Source organism: Dactylosporangium sp. CA-092794 (assembly GCF_050948465.1).
Taxonomy (GTDB): Bacteria; Actinomycetota; Actinomycetes; order Mycobacteriales; family Micromonosporaceae; genus Dactylosporangium.
The window spans coordinates 6947027-6966124 of sequence record NZ_CP192044.1 but is presented as its reverse complement, the minus strand read 5'-3'; the positions used below and the strand labels follow the sequence as shown (position 1 = coordinate 6966124).

Genomic DNA, 19098 nt, shown 5'->3' with positions numbered 1-19098 from the left:
GTCGCCCGGGGCTCAGTGCGCCGTGGGTCCGACTTGGTGCGACAGTTGGATCTCGCGGCCGGTACGGCTGGACTCGCGGATGGCCAGCAGCACCTCGAGGCTGGCCTTCGCCCACCGCCCGTCGTGGGACGGCAGGGCGGTGTCGTCGCGCCAGGCCTTGTACAGCACGTCGAGCTCCGCCTCCCGCTCCAGCGAGGCCATCGGCACCTCGATGTCGCGCACGCCGCCGGCGCCGTAGATCCGCACGCCCTCCGGGTACTGGCGCAGGTCGCCCTTGGTGCCGCTGACCACCGTCAGGCCGTAGAACGGGTGCCGGCGCAGGGCCGGGTCGACGTCGACCTCGTCGCGCATCCAGTCGCCGGCGCGGTCGCCGCCGAAGCGCATGGAGTCCTTGTAGCGGGCCTCCTGCGCGGGCGTGAGGCCGCCGATCAGCCGCCGGGCGTCCGCGTGCGTCGACGGCGACCGCGGCGCGCCGGCCTCGCCGTAGCCGAAGGTGAGCTCGCTGCTGTCGAAGTAGGCGTACCCGCTGAAGACGATCGTCGCGACGGCGCCGCTTTCGAAGGTCATGAGCGTGACGAACCCGCCCTCGGTCGGGTGCGCGTCGTCGGCGGTGCTGACCACGGCCCGCACGCTCTTGGCGGGCGAGCCGGCCAGCAGCCGCACGATGTCGACCGAGTGCGGGCCCTGGCGGTAGACGGTGCCGCCGCCCAGCTCGGTGTCGAGCTCCTCGGGCAGCCGGCCGCGGAACAGCCAGTCGGTGTAGTAGAAGTTGTGCAGCATGTAGACGTCGCCGATGACGCCCTGGCGGATCAGCTCCGACATCGCCACGATCGGCGCGTCGAAGCTGTGCGTGTGCCCCGCCAGCAGCCGCACGTCGTTGCGGTCGCAGGCGTCGATCATGACGTCGCACTCGTCGAGGGACAGCGCCATCGGCTTCTCGACGATGACCTCCTTGCCGGCCTCGGCCGCGGTGGTCACGTGCTCGCAGTGGAACCGGTTGGGGCTGGCGACGTAGACCGCGTCGACGCCGGGATCGGCGACCATCTCCGCCACGGTGGCGTAGGCCGGCAGGCCGTACTTGTTCGTGAACTGGTCGCGGGCCTCCTCGCGGGTGTCGCACCCGGAGGCCAGGTCGAGGTTGGGGTGGCTGAGGATCTCGGGCACGATCTGCGTGCTCGCGGTCCCCAGCCCGATCAGGGCGACCCGCATCCGGCGGTCGCGGCCGGCCTTCGGCTCAGGCATTCTCGGCCGGGTTCTGCGAGAACAGCTCGATGATCTCCTCGGTGATCGGGCTGTAGCGCATGCCCGGCCCGCGCAGGAGCTCGTCGCGCAGCGAGTCGGCGGTGCGGTAGTAGAGGTCCTCCTCCTGCGGCAGCACGATCACGCCGTCGGTCGGGGCCTCCCGGATCACGCCCATCGGGTCCTTGCCGTCCTCGTGCTTGGCCATCTCCGCCTGCAGCAGCTGGCGGTACATGACCACGCCGCGGTCGGAGGCGCCGAGGTGCTCGGTCGTGCGGTCGGCGATCTCGCCCTGGGTGACCCAGGCCATCATGTCCTGGCCCTCGATGGTGTCGAGGATGAACTCGCCGTGCTCGTCCGCGTAGGGGATCTCGAAGACGGGGACGCGCTCCTGCTCAGGGACCTCGACGCCGCGCGGGCGGAAGCAGGTGTACCACCAGATCATGGTGTTGGTGTCGTCGATGGGCACCCGGATCTGGAAGCCGTAGATGCCGTTGCGGCCCACCCGCAGGATGTTCGGGAAGACGATCGGGTGCCCGACCTTCCAGGCGTCGTCCTCCTCGGTGGTGCCCTCCACGACGCGCCGCTTGATGATGCCCCACTCGAACTGGTCGAAGCCGATCCGCAGGGTCTTACGGGAGATGCCGGCCGAGGGCTTCTCGCCCTGCTGGGTCAGCACGTAGTCGCCGAAGTGCCCGTGCAGCCACTCCAGGTGGTGCGGGTCGAGCGAGTTCTCCATCGGCTGCAGCCAGTTGACCGGCAGCTTCGTGTAGCCGATCTGGCGGACCGAGTCCGGCCAGACGTACACGTCGAACGGCGGCAGCACCGGCGCGGGCTGCTCGCCCAGGTACGCGAACAGCATGCCGCCGAGCTCCTGCACCGGGTACGCGGCGATCCGGACGCGCTCGCGGAAGGTGGCGTGGTCGGCCTCGGCCGGCTGCTCGAGGCACTCGCCGGTCGCGCCGTAGAGCCAGCCGTGGTACGGGCAGCGCAGCCCGCGCGGGTCGGGGATGCCCCGCTCGAGCGAGCAGCCGCGGTGCATGCAGCGCTCGCCGACGAGGCCGTAGCCGCCGCCGGCCTGGCGGAAGAGCACGAGGTTCTCGCCGAGGATACGAATCTTCTTGGTCTGCCGGTCGCGCAGCTCGTCGACGGCGGCCACCGGCTGCCAGTAACACCGCAGCAGGCCGCCCATCGGGGTCCCGGGTCCAACTTCGGTCAGGCGCTTGTTGAGCTGTGCACTGAGCATCTGGTTCCTCCATGCGAACGGTCGAACAGGGCGGGGAGCGGTGCGCCTGCGGCGGCACCGAGCTCATCCATCGCGATCGCTTCCCTATGCTTTACAGCCTATAAACGTCATTCACTTATAGGCTGTAGGTGTAGTCAAGAGCCCGCCTGGTTGCAGTTGCATCTCGGCCACGCCGGCCGCACACATGCGGTCTGATGTGCCCGTATGGGTTCCCAAGCATGCGACACGACGCCCCTCGGCACAAGGGTTCGGGCGTTCGGAAGATCGAGAAAAACGGGGGTTGCTCGCGACAGATTGTCGCCTATAGGCTGCAAATCTCGTGGCGCCAGCCCCCCGAACCCCTGCGGCCCGGCCGGGCGGATCCCACCGAGCTCACGCAGTCCGCCGACGAGGAGTCACTCGTGATCATCGATATCCATGCTCACCTTGTCGCCCCACCGGAGTTCTACGGCTACCGCGCGTCGCTGCTGGCGTCCGGCGGCTACCACAAGGGTTCGCCCGCCGTCAGCGACGAGGCCCTGGCCGCCTCCGCCGCCGGCAACGTCGCGATCATGGACAAGGTCGGCACGGACGTGCAGCTGCTCTGCCCCCGCCCGTTCCACCAGATGCAGTCGCAGAAGCCCGACCAACTCGTCCACTGGTGGATCGCCGCGAACAACGACCTGATCGCCCGCACCGTCGAGCTGTATCCCAACCGCTTCGCCGGCGTCGCCGGCCTGCCGGTCTGCGCCGGCTCCCCGGTCACCGACGCCATCGGTGAGCTGGAGCGCACCGTCGAGCAGCTCGGCTTCGTCGGCGTCTCGCTCAACCCCGACCCCTACGAGGGCAAGGGCAACTCGCCGGACATGGGCAACCGCTACTGGTACCCGCTCTACGAGAAGCTGGCCGAGCTCGACGTCCCGGTGCTCGTGCACTCCTCCGGCTGCGAGAACGGCCGGGAGAGCTACAGCGAGCACTTCATCACCGAGGAGTCGATCGCGATCCTCAGCATGCTGCGCTCGAACGTCTTCACCGACTTCCCGACGCTGAAGATCATCGTGGCGCATGGCGGCGGCTCGGTGCCCTACCAGATCGGTCGCTGGCAGGCCGAGCGCCTGCTGCCCAGCCTCGGCGGGCACGCGGACAACGAGCGGTTCGAGGTCGCGCTGCGCCGCTTCTACTTCGACACCGTGCTGCACCATCCCCTGTCGCTGGAGCTGCTGCTCAAGACCGTCGGCGCCGACCGGGTCCTGTTCGGCACCGAGAACCCGGGCAGCGGCTCGGCGTTCAACCCGGCGACCGGCCGCAACTTCGACGACCTGCGGCCGGTCATTGAGGGGTTCGACTTCCTCAGCGAGCAGGAGCGGGCGCTCATCTTCTCCGAGTCCGCCCGGAAGCTCTTCCCGCGCCTGAAGATCGCGTCCAACGGCTGAGCCCGGGCGCCGGCGAAGCTTCCCTGTAACGCTGGAGGAACTATGACATCGGTCGGAATCGACCCGAGCCACGCCGTGGTGAGCCGGCTGCGTGAGCTGGACACCTGCGTGCTGTCGGACGCGCTGGACGCGCTGTCGCTGAGCGGAGTGGTGGACGGCATCCGCCCGGTGTGGGAGGGTGCGACGGTCGCCGGGCGGGCCTACCCCGTGCGGATGGCGGAGGGACCCGCGCCGCGCGACGCGCCGCCGGTCCATCTCGGCGCCCGCGCGATCGCCGCCTGCGGGCCCGACGACGTGATCGTGGTCGCCAACGAGGGCCGCACCGCCATGGGCGCCTGGGGCGGCCTGCTCAGCGCCGCGGCGACCCACCGCGGGGTGGCCGGCGTGGTGGTCGACGGGGCCTGCCGGGACGTGGACGAGGCCCGCGGCCTGGGCTTCCCGGTCTTCGCCCGGGCCAGCACCGTGCGCACCGCCCGGGGCCGCGCCCACGAGCTGGCCAGCGGGGTCCCGGTCACCATCGCGGGCGTCGCGGTGGCCCCCGGCGACTATGTCGTGGCCGACGGCACCGGCGTGGTCGTGATCGCCGCCGAGCACGTCGAGCGCGTCCTCGAGCGGGCCGGCGCCATCGTCGGCAAGGAGGCCGGCATGCAGGCCGCGCTGCGCGACGGGCGCGGCGTCACCGAGGTCCTCGGCGGGGCGTACGAGCACATGCTGTCCGGCGAGGACGGTGCCCGATGAGCGGCGCGGCGCCGCCACCCCCGGCCGGCGAGGACCCGTGGGCCGAGCTGTTCCGCACGGCCGCGGCGCTGGGCACCGCCACCCTGCACGAGGCGGCCGGACAGGTCGGCGTCGTCGATCCCGCGGTGGTCCGGATGACCCCGGGCCTCGTCGCGTCCGGCCCCGCCTTCCCGGTGTACACCCCGCCGGGCGACAACCTGTGGCTGCACCGCGCCGTCTACGCCGCCCGCCCCGGCGACGTCCTGGTGGTCTCGACCGGCGGCGGCTTCGACTTCGGCTACTGGGGCGAGGTGCTGTCCTACGCGGCGGCGGCGCGCGAGATCGCCGGCGCGATCATCGACGGCTGCGTCCGCGACGTCGACGAGCTCGCCGCGGTGGGCGTGCCGGTCTTCGCGCGGGGGCTGTGCATCCGCGGTACCGGCAAGGATCCCGACGGCGCCGGGACGCTCGGCGAGCCGGTCCGCGTCGGTGACATCACGATCTCCCGCGGCGACTTCGTCCTCGGCGACGGCGACGGCGTCTTCGCCCTGCCCATGGCGCGCCTGGCCGACGTGGTGGCCCTGGGCAGGCAACGACGCGACCGTGAGCATGACATCATCAAGCAACTCCACGCCGGGGCCAGGACGCTGGATCTGTACGACCTGCCGGGGCGGGACCTCGACGACCTCCGATCGCCCGACGCGGCATCGGGACCGACTACCCAGGAGCGCGACATGACGCATTCGGTGCAAGAGGCGGGATGCGCATGAGCTGGAGTTCTCCCTACGGGGGGCCGGTGTCCGCCGCGCCGATGACGAAGGTGGACCTGGCCTACGCGCTGCTGCGCAACGAGATCTTCGAGGGCATCCTCGCCCCCGGCGCGGTGCTCGACCAGGAGGCGCTCGCCAGCCGGCTCGGGCTGTCGACCACGCCGATCCGCGAGGCGCTGCGCCGCCTCGAGTCCGAGCGCCTGGTGATCAGCCGGTCGCACCGCGACACGATCGTCGCCCCGGTCTCCCTGGAGCTGCTGGAGCACACCTACGCGGTGCGGCTCTCCCTCGACCCCCTCGCCGTCGCCTTCGCCGCCGCCCAGGCCACCGAGGAGCAGCTGCGCGAGATCGAGCGGCTCTGCGTGCCGCCGACCTTCGACGACCCGGTCGCCGACCTGCACGCCAACCGGGCCATGCACCGCGCCATCTACGTCGCCTGCGGCAACCCCACGCTCGTGGAGATCCTCGACACGCTGTGGGACCGCACCGACCGCTACCGGCTGATCCTGCTGCGCACGAAGCAGACCGCGAGGTCGGCCCACCGCGAGCACAAGTCCATCGTCCGCGCCGTGGTCAACCGGGATGCCGAGACCGCGGCCGAGGCGATGCGCCAGCACATCGCCGGCTCGCTCGCCATGATCCGGGAACGGGCCCGCACGACGGGCTGACCCCGGGCCACCGCGCGCCACCGCCACCCCGCCGCCCGGCGGGGCGATGCGGCGCGCCCTCATCCGGGGCGGCGCACCGACATAACGGAGGAAATCGAACAGTGGGCAAGCGCAAGACTTTCGAGCTGCCGGGACTGGACCACGGCGCCACGCCCATCCCGCTGGCCAGCCAGGTCGGCAACGTGTTCCGCACCAGCGGCGTCATGGGCCGCGACCCCGCCACCGGCGTGCTCGCCGAGGACGGCGCGACCCAGGTGGCGCAGGTCTTCGCCAACGTCGAGGCGCTGCTGCGGGTGGCCGGCCTCGGCCTCGAGCGGATCGTCTTCCTCGAGGTCCTGCTCGCCGACGACGCCCTCCGCGGTGAGATCAACAAGCACTGGCTCGCCTGGTTCCCCGACCCCGGCGACCGGCCCGCCCGGCACACGACCGTCCGGGCGCTGCCGCCCGGGTTCCTCGTGCAGCTGCTCGTCGAGGCGGTGGCCGGCGATGCGTGACGTCGTCGCCGCGCTGGGCGAGTTCTCCACCCCGACCCTGTCCGACGCCCTGGACCGCCTCGGCATCGCCGGGCAGGTGTTCGGCATCCACCCGCTGAGCCACACGTTCCGCCTGGCCGGGCGGGCGTTCACGGTGCAGTACCAGCCGGTCGACGTCGACGGCGGCACCGTCGGCGACTACATCGAGCAGGTCACGCCCGGTGACGTCGTCGTCATCGACAACGCCGGGCGCACCGACGCCACCGTCTGGGGCGACATCCTCACCCTGGTCGCGGCCCAGCGGGGCATCGGCGGCACGGTCATCGACGGCGTCTGCCGCGACCGCCGCCGCTCCCGCGAGCTGGACTACCCCGTCTTCGCCCGCGGCAACTGGATGCGCACCGGCAAGGACCGCGTGCAGATGGTGGCCACCCAGGTCCCGGTCACCGTGGGCCTGGTCCGGGTCCGCCCCGGCGACATCCTCGTCGGCGACGAGGACGGCGTCGTGGCCGTGCCGGCCGAGCGGGCCGAGGACGTGCTGCGGGTCGCGGGCGAGATCGAGGCCAAGGAGGACCGGATTCGCGCGGAGGTCGAGTCCGGCACGCCGCTGTCACAGGCCCGCGCCGCGGCCGGATACCACACCCTTCAGACGCGCTCCGCCGCGTCGGACACACCCTGACAGGAGCCGTCGATGGCGCGAATCGTGCTGGGATTGGGTACCTCGCACACTCCGCAGCTGAGCACCTCCACCGAGTGGTGGCAGGACCACGCCGGCCGGGACCGGCGCAACCCGCTGCTGCTCGGCCGGGACGGGCAGTACCACACCTACGACGAGCTGGAAGCCGTCGCGGACTGGAACGTCGACCCGCGGCGGCTGAACGCCGAGGTCTGGAGCGACATCCACGGGCGCAGCCAGGCCGCCGTCGCACAGCTCGGGCGGATCCTCACCGAGACGGCCCCCGACGTCGTCGTCGTGATCGGCGACGACCAGGAGGAGATGTTCGTCGAGGACTGCATGCCGACCTTCGCCGTGTTCGCCGGCGAGACCGTCTCCGACGTGCCGCCGGACGAGGAGGAGAAGAGCGAGATGGCGGCCGGGCTGCGCGCCGCCCTGTGGGCCGCGCACAGCGAGACGGGGGAGACCTACAAGGTGCCGGCCGCGCTGGGGCTGCACGTGCTCACCGAGCTGGTCGTCGCCGAGTTCGACCCGGTCGCGGTGACCCGCCAGCCCTACGGGCGGACCCTCGGCCACGCCTTCACCTTCGTGCGCCGCCGCATGATGGGCGAGCGGATGATCCCGATCCTGCCGGTCGCGATCAACACGTACAACCCGCCGAACCAGCCGTCGCCGGGCCGCTGCCTGCGCTTCGGCCGCACGCTGCGGCGGGCGATCGAGTCGTACCCGGAAGACATCACGGTCGCGGTCGTGGCCTCCGGCGGCCTGAGCCACTTCGTGGTCGACGAGGAGCTCGACCGGCGGGTGCTCGACGCGCTGTCCGCGGACCGGGCCGAGTCGCTCACCGACATCCCGCGCGACTACATGCGCTCCGGTACCTCGGAGATCCTCAACTGGATCGCGGTCGGCGGGGCGCTGGAGGGGCGGCCGATGGAGCTGCTCGACTACCTGCCCGCCTACCGCTCGACCGGCGGCACCGGCGTGGGCATGGCGTTCGGGGTGTGGCGATGACCGCCCGCACCCGGGCCGGGAGCCTTCGGTGACGGTCGCGACCACCCCAGCCGGGCCCGCCCCAACCGTGCCCAGCTCGGCCGCGCCGGCCACCGACGCCGACGCGCGGCTGACCGCGCGGGCGCTGCTGGTCAAGCAGGTGCGTGCCGAGGCGGCCGACGTCGTCTCGATCACCCTGACCGATCCGGACGGGGCCGAGCTGCCCGAGTGGCAGCCCGGCGCGCACCTGGACCTGACCCTGCCCAGCGGGCGGATCCGGCAGTACTCGCTGTGCGGCGATCCGGCCGACCGCCGCTCGTACACCGTCGCCGTGCTGCGCGAGGTCAGCGGCCGCGGCGGCTCGGTCGAGCTGCACGACACGGCGCTGGTCGGCCGGACGCTGGACGTCCGCGGCCCGCGCAACCACTTCGAGCTGCGCCCGGCCCCGTCGTATGTGTTCCTCGCCGGCGGCATCGGCATCACGCCGATCCTCGCGATGGTCCGCCAGGTGGCCCGGGAGGGCGGCAGCTGGCGGCTGCTGTACGGCGGCCGCGACTGCCGGCACATGGCCTTCGTCGACGAGCTGCTCGCCCTCGGCGCCGCCCCCGGGCAGATCCTGCCCCAGGACGTGCACGGGCTGCTCGACCTGGCCGGCGCGGTGGCGCAGGCGCCCTCCGACGCGGTCGTCTACGCCTGCGGCCCGGAGGGGCTGCTGCGCGCGGCCGAGGAGGCCTGCGAGCGGACCGGTCACACGCTGTGCCTGGAGCGCTTCGGGTCGCAGGCGCCGAAGGAGGGCTCGGTCGCGCAGGAGATCGGCACGGGCGAGCAGTTCGAGGTCGAGCTGCGGCGCACCGGCGTGACGCTGGTCGTGCCGCCGGACCGCACGCTGCTGTCGGTCGTGCTCGACGTGGCGCCGTCGGTGCCGTACTCGTGCGAGGAAGGCTACTGCGGCACCTGCGAGACCAAGGTGCTCGAGGGCGTTGCGGACCACCGCGACGACATCTTCACTCCGGAGGAGCGGGCCCGCGGCGCCACGATGATGATCTGCGTGGGCCGCTCGAAGTCGCCGAGGCTGGTGCTGGACCTCTGACAGCCCCGGCCACGACCGGGCCTAGCGGCCCAGGATGCGGGCCAGCCAGCCGACGACGGCGGCCTGCGTGGCGCGCGCCTCCACGAGCGCGTCAAACAGGCCCCCGACTTTGCGGCTCTCGCCGGCGGCCGCGTTGGGACCTCCCGCGGGCCGCGCCCGCCCAGACGCACACGGCGGGCGCTGCGTGGCGCAGTGACCGGAAGTCTCCGCGATCATGCTGCACCCGCCGCCGACACCAACGGTTTTTCATGATCACGGAGTGTCCATGTACCCCCGTGTACCGAAAGTCTCCGGGATCATGGCAAACCCGTGGTGCGGCCGGCGCGGGCATCATGATCCCGGAGACATTCACCCGCCCTGCTTGTCGGATATTTCGCCCATCGGGTGATATATCCGAAACATCCGCGCCGCCCTTGGGCCGGGGTCGACCCGCGCGGGCCGGCCGCCAGCCGGCGGCCCGTCCGGCTGGCGAACGCCGTCGCCGTGACGGCGACGACGAGGGGTCCAGTGCCGGGGTTCCGGGACGGTCAGGCGGGGCCGAGGAGGTCCCAGCGGTTTCCGGCGACGTCGAGGAACACCGCCACGCGCCCGTAGGGCTCCGGGCGCGGCGCGGTCACGAACCGCACGCCGGCGGCGGTCATCCGTTGGTAGGCGGCATCGAAATCGTCGACGCGCAGGAAGAACCCGACTCGGCCGGCCAGCTGGTTGCCGATGACCGCGGCCTGATGCTCCCCGTCGGCGCGGGCGAGCAGGATGCCGGTCTGCCCGCCGGGCGGCCGGACGACCACCCATCGCTTCGGGCGGCCGTCGTTCGTCAGCGACGGCGAGTCCTCGACCAAGTCGAAGCCGAGGGCGTCGACGAAGAACGTGATGGCTGGGTCGTAGTCCTCGACCACGATGGCGACCAGATCGACCTGCATGCGGGTGAGCGTATGCGGGCACTTTGGATCCTAGGGTCCTAGGATGCGAAAGACGACGTGGCGGGGGACCTATGTGCGGCGGTTGGGACGGCGGTGGATGGGTAGACCTACCGCAGAGTGAAAGGAGGCTCTGATGCAACCCATGACACCGTTCGTACCGTGGGCCTGGCGCGACCCGGAGGGCCTGACCGCCCGCTATCCGGACGATCGCACCGTGCCAGGCGGCATGGATGACGTCGCGGCGGAGCGGCGGGCCGACCTGGACCTTTCCGGGTACAAGGTCGAGGCGACCGACGGCCACATCGGCTCCATCGACGAGGCCAGCTACGAGGTGGGCGACGCCTGGCTCGTGGTTGACACCGGGCCGTGGATCTTCGGCCGGAAGGTGCTCCTGCCGGCCGGCGTGGTGGACCACATCGACCACGCCGAGCGGAAGGTGTATGTCGACCGGACCAAGGACCAGATCAAGGACTCTCCGGAGTACGACCAGGACACGTTCCGTACCACGGAGTACCGCGACAAGGTCGGCGACTACTACGCCTCCGGCTACGAGCGCGGGATCTGATCCCCTCCCGGGTGGCGGGCCGTGCCGGGTGGCGCGGCCCGCCCCTTTATGCCAGGGAGCTGGCGGCGAGGGAGCCGAGCAGCGCGAGGGCGCGCTCGGTGGGGGAGCCGGGCTCGGCGTGGTAGATGACCAGGAGCTGGCCGCCGGTGTCGCCGATCGTGAGCTTCTCGCGGCGCAGTTCCAGGTCGCCGACGTCCGGGTGGCGCATGCGGACCGGGGCGCCGGCCAGGGCCTTGACGTCGTGGCGGGCCCACAGGGCGCGGAAGTGCTCGCTGGCCAGGGACAGCTCGCCGACGAGTTGTTCGATGCGCGGGTCGTCGGCGTCGGTGCCGAGCGAGGTGCGGAAGGCGGCGACCATGCCGGCGATGGCCTGTTCCCAGTCCGGGTGCAGGTCGCGTTCGCCGGGGTCGAGGAACATGGCGCGGAGCCGGTTGAGGCCGGGGCGGATGCTCGGCGACAGGGCGGTGGCGAGCCGGTTGGCGGCGAGGACCTCGAACATGCGGCTCTCCACGAACGCGGGGAGGGCCAGGACGTCGAGCAGCTGGCGGATGCCGGTCGGGACGGTCTCGCGGCGGGGCCGGCGCGGTGCGCGGGGGCGGGCGGCGGAGAGGCTCATGAGGTAGTGGGTGGCCTCGGCGTCGAGGCCGAAGACGCGGGCGAGGGCGTCGAGGACCTGGGGTGAGGGGTTGCGGTCGCGGCCCTGCTCGAGGCGCAGGTAGTAGTCGGCGCTGATGCCGGCGAGGGTGGCGACCTCCTCGCGGCGCAGGCCGGGGGTGCGGCGCACGCCGACCACGCGGAGGCCGGCGTCGGCCGGGTCGACCAGCGCGCGCCGGGCGCGCAGGTAGTCGCCGAGCGCGTTGGTCCTGGTCACGGTCCCATGGTAGGGGGTGGGCAGGGTACCGCATCCTGGTCCTGGCACTCCCAGGATCGGTGGAGCTCTGCCCGGGCGGAGCGGCGGGTCGCATGGTGGAGGCATGACGACGAGTGATCTTCCCGGCGGCGCCTACCGCGTCGCGGATCTGGAGCTCAACCGGTTCGGCTACGGCGCGATGCAGCTGGCCGGTCCGGGGGTGTTCGGCCCGCCGAAGGACCGCGAGGAGGCGGTCGCGGTGTTGCGCGCCGCCGTGGGGCTGGGCATCAATCACATCGACACGGCGGACTTCTACGGCCCGCACGTCACGAATGAGATCATCCGGGAGGCGCTGTCGCCGTACCCGGCGGATCTGCGCATCGTGACGAAGGTCGGCGCGCGCCGGGACGAGACCGGTGGCTGGCCGCACGCGCGGACGCCGGCCGAGCTGCGTGAGCAGGTGCACGACAACCTGCGCAATCTGGGGCTGGATGTCCTGGACGTGGTGAACCTGCGGGTGGGCGGGGTGGAGGAGCCGGAGCCGGGTTCGATCGCGGAGCAGTTCGGGGCGCTGGCGGAGCTGCGTGAGCGGGGGTTGATCCGGCACCTGGGGCTCAGCACGGTGACCGCCGAGCAGCTGGCCGAGGCGCAGGCGATCGCGCCGGTGGTGTGTGTGCAGAACCTGTACAACGTCGCGCGGCGGGGCGATGACACGCTGGTGGAGCTGACCGCGGCGCAGGGCATCGCGTATGTGCCGTACTTCCCGCTGGGCGGGTTCTCGCCGCTGCAGTCGGCGGCCTTGCAGGCGATCGCGGCGCGGCTGGACAGCACGCCGTTGTCGGTGGCGCTGGCGTGGCTGCTGCACCGCTCGCCGAACATCCTGCTGATTCCGGGTACGTCGTCGGTGGCGCACCTGCGGCAGAACGTGGCGGGCGCGCGGCTCGAGCTGCCGGCGGAGGTGGTGGCCGAGCTCGACGGTGTCTGACACCCAGATGCCGTTTCGACACCTGGCGGTCGGCCGCCGGGCCGTCCGTTCGTGGCTGTAATATGACGCGTCGCAGGGGCCCGCTCCACCGGGGCGGGTTAGTTGTCGCGCGGCAAGCAAGCGTGAGTATATTGCTCTCACACACGGCCGTGGACGGAGGGCGATGGACAGCCAGCTCGTTACCGAGCAGACCGCCCTTCCCGGTGAGGGCGGAGGGTTACGGGTGGTGGTGCGGCTCCTCGGGGTCGTGGACCTGGCCACCGAGCCGCGGCTGCGCCAGGCCCTCGATCGGGCCCTGGCGGTGCCGGGGGCGGCGGAGATCGTGGTGGACCTGGATCGGCTGACGCTGCTGGACTCGACCGGGATCGCGGCGCTGGTGAGCGCCTACCGTTCGGCGGCGGCGCAGGGTGCGGTGCTGAGCGTGGCCAACGCGCAGGGGATGGTGCGCCGGGTCCTGGAGATCACCGGCGTGCTCAAGACGCTGACCGAGTGAGCCGGGCTCGTCAGGCCAGTTGCGCGGTGAGGCCGGCGGCGAGGACCTCGGCCTGCACGTCGGTGATCTCCTCGCCGTAGTCGCGGACCAGGTCGGCCTTGGTGTAGACGATGTGGCCGCCGGTGTCGGCCGCGTGCGGCACGAGCCGTACGCCGCCGTCGTCCATGGCGAGCGCCGGGTCGGCGTCGTCGGACCGGGCCAGGGCGCGGATGTCGTCGGCGCTGATCGTGGTCATGGACGACTGCTGCCCGGACGGTCGCCGGCGCAAACGTTTCGTCGCCGCATGGCCGGGAAGCCGGGGGTCATGCGCAGACTGGTGGCGATGCTGGAGGACGCGGGCGGGCTCGACGGGGTGGCGGGCGCGTTGTGGCGGGTGGCCCGGGCGACGGTCGGGCGGGGCCGGGTCGGTTCGGCGCTGCACGGGGTGTGGTACGGCCATCCGTTGCACCCGGCGGTGGTGCACGCCCCGGTCGGCGCGTGGCTGAGCGCGGCCGTGCTGGACGCCGCGCCGGACCGGGACACGCCCGGCGCGCGGCGCGCGGCCGCGCTGCTGGTGGGCACGGGCACGGTCGCCGCGCTGCCGGCCGCGGTGACCGGCTGGTCGGACTACGCGACGCTGACCCGCCGGCAGCGCCGGGTCGCGGTCGTGCACGCCGCCGCCAACGTCACGGCGGCCGGCCTGTATGCGGTGTCGCTGGCGGCCCGGCTGGGCGGCGCGCACCGGTTGGGCCGGGTGTTGTCGTACGCGGGGCTGGGCGTCGCGGGCACCGGCGCGTACCTCGGCGGCCACCTCGCCTTCCATCTGGCCGACATCCCGGAGCCGGTGCTGCCGCCGGCGGTCGTGGCCGACCACACCGCCGAGGCGGCCCGGGGCGGTCGCATGTGACAAACGATTTCAGGTGACGCCGGCCCGGTAGGGGCGGCGGTCGCCGGGCCGGTCTTGACAACCTTATGAAAAGGTTTGCAGACTCGACGGTGCTCGATGAGGAGGCCGTCGGTGCCGGTGACGATCAAGGATGTGGCGCGGGCCGCCGGGGTTTCGCCGGCGACCGTCAGCCGCGCGCTGGCCACCCCGGGGCTGGTGCGGGCCGAGACCCGCCGGCGGGTGCAGCAGGCCGCCGACGCGCTGGGCTACCAGCCCAACCGGGCCGCCCGGGGGCTGATCACCGGCCGCACCGGCAACCTCGGCCTGATCGTGCCCGATCTGACCAACCCGTATTTCCCGGGCGTGGTCAAGGGCGTGCAGGGCCGCGCCCAGGAGTTCGACTACGCGGTGTTCCTCGCCGACACCGACGAGGACCGCGGTGCCGAGGCCGACGTGGTGCGCAAGCTCAGCAAGCAGGTCGACGGCATCATCCTGTGCTCGCCGCGGATGAGCGAGGACGACGTGCGCTCGCTGACCGGTGAGACGCCGATGGTCGTGCTCAACCGGCGGATCGGGCGGATGCCGTCGGTCACCGTCAACAACACCGAGGGCATCCGGCAGGCCGTCGCCCACCTGACCGCCCTCGGCCACCGCCGCATCGCCTATGTGGCCGGGCCGCGGGCGTCGTGGTCCAACCGGGAGCGGCTGCGGCTGCTGCGCCAGGCGTGCGGGGCGGCCGGTGTGGAGCTGGTCGAGACCGGCAACGTGGCGCCCCGCTTCGCCGGCGGGGTCGCCGTCGCCGACCAGGTGCTGGCCACCGGGGTGACCGCCGTGCTCGGCTACAACGACCTGGTCGCGGTCGGCATGCTGCGCCGGTTCGCGGCCCGCGGGGTCGCGGTGCCCGAGCGGATCAGTGTCATGGGCTTCGACGACATCGTGCTGTCGGAGATGGTGACGCCGGCGCTGACCACCCTGGCCCAGCCCAAGGAGCAGACCGGCCGGGCCGGGGTCGAGCTGCTCCTGGGCCTGCTGCAGGACCCCGGCCGCGCCGTCGCGCGGCGCGAGCTCGAGTCACACCTCATGGTCCGCGACTCCACCGGAGCCGCGCCGCACCGATAGACACCCCCACCTGGAAGGGAACCGCCATGTCCCTCAGCCGGCGCCGGCTCGGCGCCCTGCTCCTGTCCGCAACGCTGCTCACCGCGTGCGGTGCCCCTGACAAGCCGGGCGGCCAGGCCGCCGAGTCCGCGGGTGTGCCCGTGCCGGACAAGCCCTCCGCCCCGGTCAGCCTGAACATCCTCGACGTGGCCGGAAACCTGCAGCTCACCCAGGGCATGATCGACGAGTTCGTGTCGAAGAACTCCGGCGTCATCTCGAAGGTGACGTACTCGAAGGCGACCGCTCCGGAGCTGGCCGGGAAGATCAAGGCGCAGCAGGACGCCGGCCGGGTCGACATCGATCTGGTGCTGACCGGCGTCGACGGGCTCGCCGCCGGCATCGACCAGGGCCTGTGGCTGTCGTTCGAGCCGTTCACCAGCCGGCTCACGGCGATGAGCGACTACCTGCCGGGCGCGCAGGCGATGCAGAAGCTCGCCGGGCAGTACGGCGTCACCGTCACCTACTACCCGTCCGGGCCGCTCATCGAGTACCTGCCGGCGAAGGTGCCGAACCCGCCGAAGACCGCGCAGGAGCTGCTGGACTACGCCAAGGCCAATCCCGGCGCCGTGCAGTACGCCCGGCCGGCCAACTCCGGGCCCGGCCGCACGCTGCTCATGGGCCTGCCGTACCTGCTGGGGGACAAGGACCCGAAGGATCCGGTCAACGGCTGGGAGAAGACCTGGGCGTATCTGGCGGAGCTCAACAAGTACGTCACGCTGTATCCGTCGACGACGAGCGAGACGATGAAGAGCCTGGCCAACGGCAGCGCGAAGATCATCGCGAGCACGACCGGCTGGGACATCAACCCGCGGGTGCTCGGCCAGGTGCCGAAGGAGGCGGCGATCGGCTCCCTGTCCGGCTTCCACTGGGTCACCGACGCGCACTACGTGGTCGTGCCCAAGGGTGTCTCCGCCGACAAGCAGTCCGCGATCCTGTTGCTGCTGCAGTCCATGCTCACCAGGGAGCAGCAGGCCAAGGCCTACGACAAGGGGTACTTCTACCCGGGCCCGGCGATCAAGGACGTGCCGCTGTCGATGGCGCCCGCGGACAGCCAGAAGGCGATCGCCGACTACGGCCGGCCCGAGTACGACCAGCTGATCGCCGGCAACCCGCTCGAGGTGCCGCTGGACGCCAAGGCCCTCGTCGCCGCGTTCGACAAGTGGGACCGCGAGATCGGCGGCGCGAAGGTGAACAAGTGAGCGAGTTCGCGACGCTCCGCCTCGACGGCGTGACCCGGCGCTTCGCCGGGCACGCCGCCCTGGCGGGCCTCAGCCTGGACATCCGCCGGGGCGAGTTCATCGCCCTGCTCGGCCCGTCCGGCTGCGGCAAGTCCACCGCCCTGAACTGCCTGGCCGGGCTGCTGCCGCTGTCGGCCGGCAGCATCTGGCTCGACGAGCGGCGCCTCGACACGCTGCCGCCGGAGCGGCGCGGGTTCGGCATGGTGTTCCAGAACTACGCGCTGTTTCCGCACCTGAGCGTGCGCAGCAACATCGCCTTCGGGCTGCAGATGCGCCGGCTGCCCCGGGCCGAGGTCCGCAAGCGCACCGACGAGGCGATCCGGCTGGTCCGCCTGGAGGAGCACGCGGGGAAGCTGCCCGGCCAGCTCTCCGGCGGCCAGCAGCAGCGGGTCGCGATCGCCCGCGCCGTCGTGGTGTCGCCGTCGCTGGTCCTCATGGACGAGCCGCTGTCCAACCTCGACGCCAAGCTGCGCCTGGAGATGCGCACCGAGATCCGCCGGCTGCACCAGCGCCTCGGCCTCACCACCGTCTACGTCACCCACGACCAGGAGGAGGCGCTGTCGCTGGCCGACCGGCTGGTCGTGCTGCGGTCCGGTCGGGTGCAGCAAATCGGCACCCCCGAGGAGCTGCACACCCGTCCCGCCAACCCGCACGTGGCCGACTTCATGGGCTTCCGCAACCTGCTGCCGGTGCGCGCCGGGCAGGTCTCCGGCGACCGGGTCGCGCTCGCCGTGGAGGGGGTCGAGTTCGCCGGCACCGCGGTCGGTGACGTCCGGCCCGGCGACGACGTGATCGCCGCGGTGCGGCCCGAGCATCTCAAGCCCGCCGAGCGGGGGCTGCGCTGCGTCGTGGACGTCGTGGAGTACCAAGGCCGCGAAATGGCGGTGGAGGCCCGCACTCCCGACGGGCTCGTGCTGCACCTGCGCACCACCGCGCGGCTGGCCCCGGACGACCCGGTCACGGTCACCGCCGACCCCGCGCACCTGCTCGTCTACCCAGCGCCGCGGGAGGCGTGATGGCGGACACCGTCCTGCCGCAGCGGGCCGCCCTGCGTCACCGCCTCGCCGAGCGCGGCGTCGACCGGCAGCTGTGGCTGCTCGCCCCGGCCGCCGCGTTCGTCGCGCTGCTGTTCATCTACCCGTTCGCCTACGGTGTCGGCCTGTCGTTCCAGCCCGAGCAGGGCGGCCCGCTCGAGGCGTACCGCAGCTTCTTCGCCGACGCCTACGACCGCGCCACCATCTGGACGACGCTGCGCATCGCGCTGCCCGCCGCGGTGTTCAACGTCGCCGCGTCGGTGCCGATCGCCTACCGGATGCGCGGCCGGTTCCGCGGCAAGCGGGCCGTGACGACCATCCTGGTGGTACCGATCACGCTCGGCACGGTGCTCACCGCCCAGGGCCTGCTCAACTACCTCGGCCCGACCGGCTGGCTCAACCGCACCCTGCTCGACATCGGGCTCATCCACGAGCCGATCCGGCTGGTGCACAACTCGTGGGGCGTGTTCCTGTCGCTGGTCATCACCGGGTTCCCGTTCGCGTTCCTGCTGGTGCTGTCCTACCTGTCCGGCATCGACCCGAGCCTGGAGCGGGCCGCGGCGACGCTCGGCGCCGGCTGGTGGCAGCGGTTCCGCCGGATCACCCTGCCGCTGCTCGCACCGGGCCTGGCCACCACGTTCTGCCTCACGTTCGTGCTCGCCTACAGCGTCTTCCCGTCCGCGGTGCTGGTCGGCGACCCGGCGGGGGAGACCCGGGTCATTGCCTACGCCGCCTGGCAGGCCCGCTACCAGCACTACGACTTCGCCAAGGGCTCCGCGATCGCGATCGTCATGGGCCTGGTCGAGCTCGTCGTGATCGGCGCGGTGCTCGGCGGCCGGTCCCTGCTGTACACCGGGCCGACGGGAGGCAAGGGATGAACCGGCGCATCGTGGCCCGCCCCGCCGCCTGGATCGTGTGGGGCGCGGTCATCTTCTTCCTGCTCAACCTCGCCGGCGTGGTCGGCTCGGTGCTGGTCAGCTCCTTCGGCACGCGCTGGTTCGACACCTGGTTCCCGCAGGGCTTCACGACGCAGTGGTACTCCCAGGCGTGGGACGAGTTCGGGCTGCTGCACGTGCTCGTGGTCACCCTGGAGGTGTCCCTGGCGGTCGTGGTGATCTCGCTGCTCGTCGGCGTGCCCGCCGCCTACGTGCTGGCCCGGCGGCGCTTCCCGGGGCAGCGGATCGTCTACCTCGCGTTCCTGCTGCCGATCCTCATGCCGCCGATGACGTACGGCATCCCGCTCGCGACGGTGCTGTACAAGTACGACCTCGCCGGCCACCTCTCCGGGGTCATCCTGGCCAACCTGGTGCCGTCGGTGCCGTTCGTCATCCTCACCATGACCCCGTTCATCGAGCAGATCGACCCCGCGATCGAGCGGGCCGCCCGGATGTGCGGCGCCCGCACCGGCCAGGTGTTCGCGCGCATCCTCGCCCCGCTGCTCGTCCCCGGCATCCTGGCCGCGTCGATCCTGGTGCTGGTGCGCACCATCGGCATGTTCGAGCTCACGTTCCTGACCGCGGACGAGGAATCCTCGACGCTGGTCGTCAAGTTGTACGCCGAGATGGCGTCCCCGGGCATCCGCGCCCAGCAGAGCATCGACGCGATGGCCGTGGTGTACACGGCGACGATGCTCGTGCTGCTCGTCCTGGCGCTGCGCATCGTCAATCCCACCCAGCTCGTCGCCCGGGTCCGTGAGGAGGCCGACTGAC

General features: G+C 72.1%; 22 protein-coding genes. 17 read left to right on the top strand and 5 right to left on the bottom strand.

Annotation, left to right across the window (positions count from 1 at the left end):
* Nucleotides 1-12: 12 nt before the first annotated feature.
* Complete coding sequence (locus ACQPXD_RS29680) at nt 13-1242, bottom strand: Gfo/Idh/MocA family protein (RefSeq protein WP_432824607.1); 1230 nt, start codon at nt 1240-1242, stop codon at nt 13-15.
* Entirely contained in the window at nt 1235-2485 is a 1251-nt protein-coding gene (locus ACQPXD_RS29675) for a Rieske 2Fe-2S domain-containing protein (protein WP_432824606.1), read from the bottom strand. Before ACQPXD_RS29675 ends, ACQPXD_RS29680 begins: the two co-directional genes overlap by 8 nt.
* 401 nt (nt 2486-2886) lie before the next feature.
* On the opposite strand from ACQPXD_RS29675, the gene ACQPXD_RS29670 reads away from it, so the two are divergent.
* From ACQPXD_RS29670 to ACQPXD_RS29635, 8 genes are all read left to right on the top strand, one after another.
* Nucleotides 2887-3897: an amidohydrolase family protein gene (locus tag ACQPXD_RS29670; RefSeq protein ID WP_432824605.1), complete on the top strand. Its 1011-nt coding sequence runs from the start codon at nt 2887-2889 to the stop codon at nt 3895-3897.
* A gap of 42 nt (nt 3898-3939) precedes the next feature.
* Entirely contained in the window at nt 3940-4635 is a 696-nt protein-coding gene (locus ACQPXD_RS29665; protein WP_432824604.1) for an RraA family protein, read from the top strand.
* Nucleotides 4632-5384: an RraA family protein gene (locus ACQPXD_RS29660; RefSeq protein WP_432824603.1), complete on the top strand. Its 753-nt coding sequence runs from the start codon at nt 4632-4634 to the stop codon at nt 5382-5384. Before ACQPXD_RS29665 ends, ACQPXD_RS29660 begins: the two co-directional genes overlap by 4 nt.
* Nucleotides 5381-6052: a GntR family transcriptional regulator gene (locus ACQPXD_RS29655; RefSeq protein WP_432824602.1), complete on the top strand. Its 672-nt coding sequence runs from the start codon at nt 5381-5383 to the stop codon at nt 6050-6052. Before ACQPXD_RS29660 ends, ACQPXD_RS29655 begins: the two co-directional genes overlap by 4 nt.
* A 101-nt stretch (nt 6053-6153) precedes the next feature.
* Nucleotides 6154-6546 carry a RidA family protein gene (locus ACQPXD_RS29650; protein WP_432824601.1) on the top strand — a complete coding sequence of 131 codons (393 nt, stop codon included), beginning with the start codon at nt 6154-6156 and terminating at the stop codon, nt 6544-6546.
* Nucleotides 6539-7204, top strand: coding sequence for an RraA family protein (locus ACQPXD_RS29645; RefSeq protein WP_432824600.1), 666 nt, complete (start codon nt 6539-6541; stop codon nt 7202-7204). Before ACQPXD_RS29650 ends, ACQPXD_RS29645 begins: the two co-directional genes overlap by 8 nt.
* A gap of 12 nt (nt 7205-7216) precedes the next feature.
* Nucleotides 7217-8212 (top strand): hypothetical protein, encoded by a 996-nt coding sequence (locus tag ACQPXD_RS29640; RefSeq protein WP_432824599.1) that lies wholly within the window; start codon nt 7217-7219, stop codon nt 8210-8212.
* Nucleotides 8213-8240: 28 nt separating this feature from the next.
* A complete protein-coding gene (locus ACQPXD_RS29635; RefSeq protein ID WP_432824598.1) occupies nt 8241-9281 on the top strand; it encodes a PDR/VanB family oxidoreductase in 1041 nt (346 codons plus the stop codon).
* Nucleotides 9282-9808: 527 nt separating this feature from the next.
* Here ACQPXD_RS29635 and ACQPXD_RS29630 read toward each other — a convergent pair.
* Complete coding sequence (locus ACQPXD_RS29630; RefSeq protein WP_432824597.1) at nt 9809-10201, bottom strand: VOC family protein; 393 nt, start codon at nt 10199-10201, stop codon at nt 9809-9811.
* Between the two features lie 133 nt (nt 10202-10334).
* Between ACQPXD_RS29630 and ACQPXD_RS29625 the strand changes: the two genes are divergently transcribed.
* Nucleotides 10335-10766, top strand: coding sequence for a PRC-barrel domain-containing protein (locus ACQPXD_RS29625; protein WP_432824596.1), 432 nt, complete (start codon nt 10335-10337; stop codon nt 10764-10766).
* Between the two features lie 46 nt (nt 10767-10812).
* Here ACQPXD_RS29625 and ACQPXD_RS29620 read toward each other — a convergent pair whose 3' ends face one another.
* Entirely contained in the window at nt 10813-11637 is an 825-nt protein-coding gene (locus ACQPXD_RS29620) for a helix-turn-helix domain-containing protein (protein WP_432824595.1), read from the bottom strand.
* Between the two features lie 103 nt (nt 11638-11740).
* On the opposite strand from ACQPXD_RS29620, the gene ACQPXD_RS29615 reads away from it, so the two are divergent.
* Together ACQPXD_RS29615 and ACQPXD_RS29610 are read left to right on the top strand one after the other, a co-directional pair.
* A complete protein-coding gene (locus tag ACQPXD_RS29615) occupies nt 11741-12601 on the top strand; it encodes an oxidoreductase (protein ID WP_432824594.1) in 861 nt (286 codons plus the stop codon).
* A 163-nt stretch (nt 12602-12764) separates the two neighbouring features.
* A complete protein-coding gene (locus ACQPXD_RS29610; RefSeq protein WP_432824593.1) occupies nt 12765-13094 on the top strand; it encodes an STAS domain-containing protein in 330 nt (109 codons plus the stop codon).
* 10 nt (nt 13095-13104) lie between these two features.
* Here ACQPXD_RS29610 and ACQPXD_RS29605 read toward each other — a convergent pair whose 3' ends face one another.
* The gene (locus ACQPXD_RS29605) at nt 13105-13329 is read right to left on the bottom strand and encodes a hypothetical protein (RefSeq protein ID WP_432824592.1); all 225 of its coding nucleotides are present in this window, start codon (nt 13327-13329) and stop codon (nt 13105-13107) included.
* A gap of 69 nt (nt 13330-13398) precedes the next feature.
* Between ACQPXD_RS29605 and ACQPXD_RS29600 the strand changes: the two genes are divergently transcribed.
* From ACQPXD_RS29600 to ACQPXD_RS29575, 6 genes are all read left to right on the top strand, one after another.
* Nucleotides 13399-13980 (top strand): DUF2231 domain-containing protein, encoded by a 582-nt coding sequence (locus ACQPXD_RS29600; RefSeq protein ID WP_432824591.1) that lies wholly within the window; start codon nt 13399-13401, stop codon nt 13978-13980.
* A 117-nt stretch (nt 13981-14097) separates the two neighbouring features.
* The gene (locus tag ACQPXD_RS29595) at nt 14098-15078 is read left to right on the top strand and encodes a LacI family DNA-binding transcriptional regulator (RefSeq protein WP_432824590.1); all 981 of its coding nucleotides are present in this window, start codon (nt 14098-14100) and stop codon (nt 15076-15078) included.
* A 26-nt stretch (nt 15079-15104) separates the two neighbouring features.
* Nucleotides 15105-16316, top strand: coding sequence for an ABC transporter substrate-binding protein (locus ACQPXD_RS29590; protein WP_432824589.1), 1212 nt, complete (start codon nt 15105-15107; stop codon nt 16314-16316).
* The gene (locus tag ACQPXD_RS29585) at nt 16313-17371 is read left to right on the top strand and encodes an ABC transporter ATP-binding protein (protein WP_432824588.1); all 1059 of its coding nucleotides are present in this window, start codon (nt 16313-16315) and stop codon (nt 17369-17371) included. The genes ACQPXD_RS29590 and ACQPXD_RS29585 overlap by 4 nt, the downstream gene beginning before the upstream one ends.
* Nucleotides 17371-18267: an ABC transporter permease gene (locus ACQPXD_RS29580; protein ID WP_432824587.1), complete on the top strand. Its 897-nt coding sequence runs from the start codon at nt 17371-17373 to the stop codon at nt 18265-18267. The genes ACQPXD_RS29585 and ACQPXD_RS29580 overlap by 1 nt, the downstream gene beginning before the upstream one ends.
* Complete coding sequence (locus ACQPXD_RS29575; protein WP_432824586.1) at nt 18264-19097, top strand: ABC transporter permease; 834 nt, start codon at nt 18264-18266, stop codon at nt 19095-19097. The genes ACQPXD_RS29580 and ACQPXD_RS29575 overlap by 4 nt, the downstream gene beginning before the upstream one ends.
* Nucleotide 19098 lies beyond the last annotated feature (1 nt).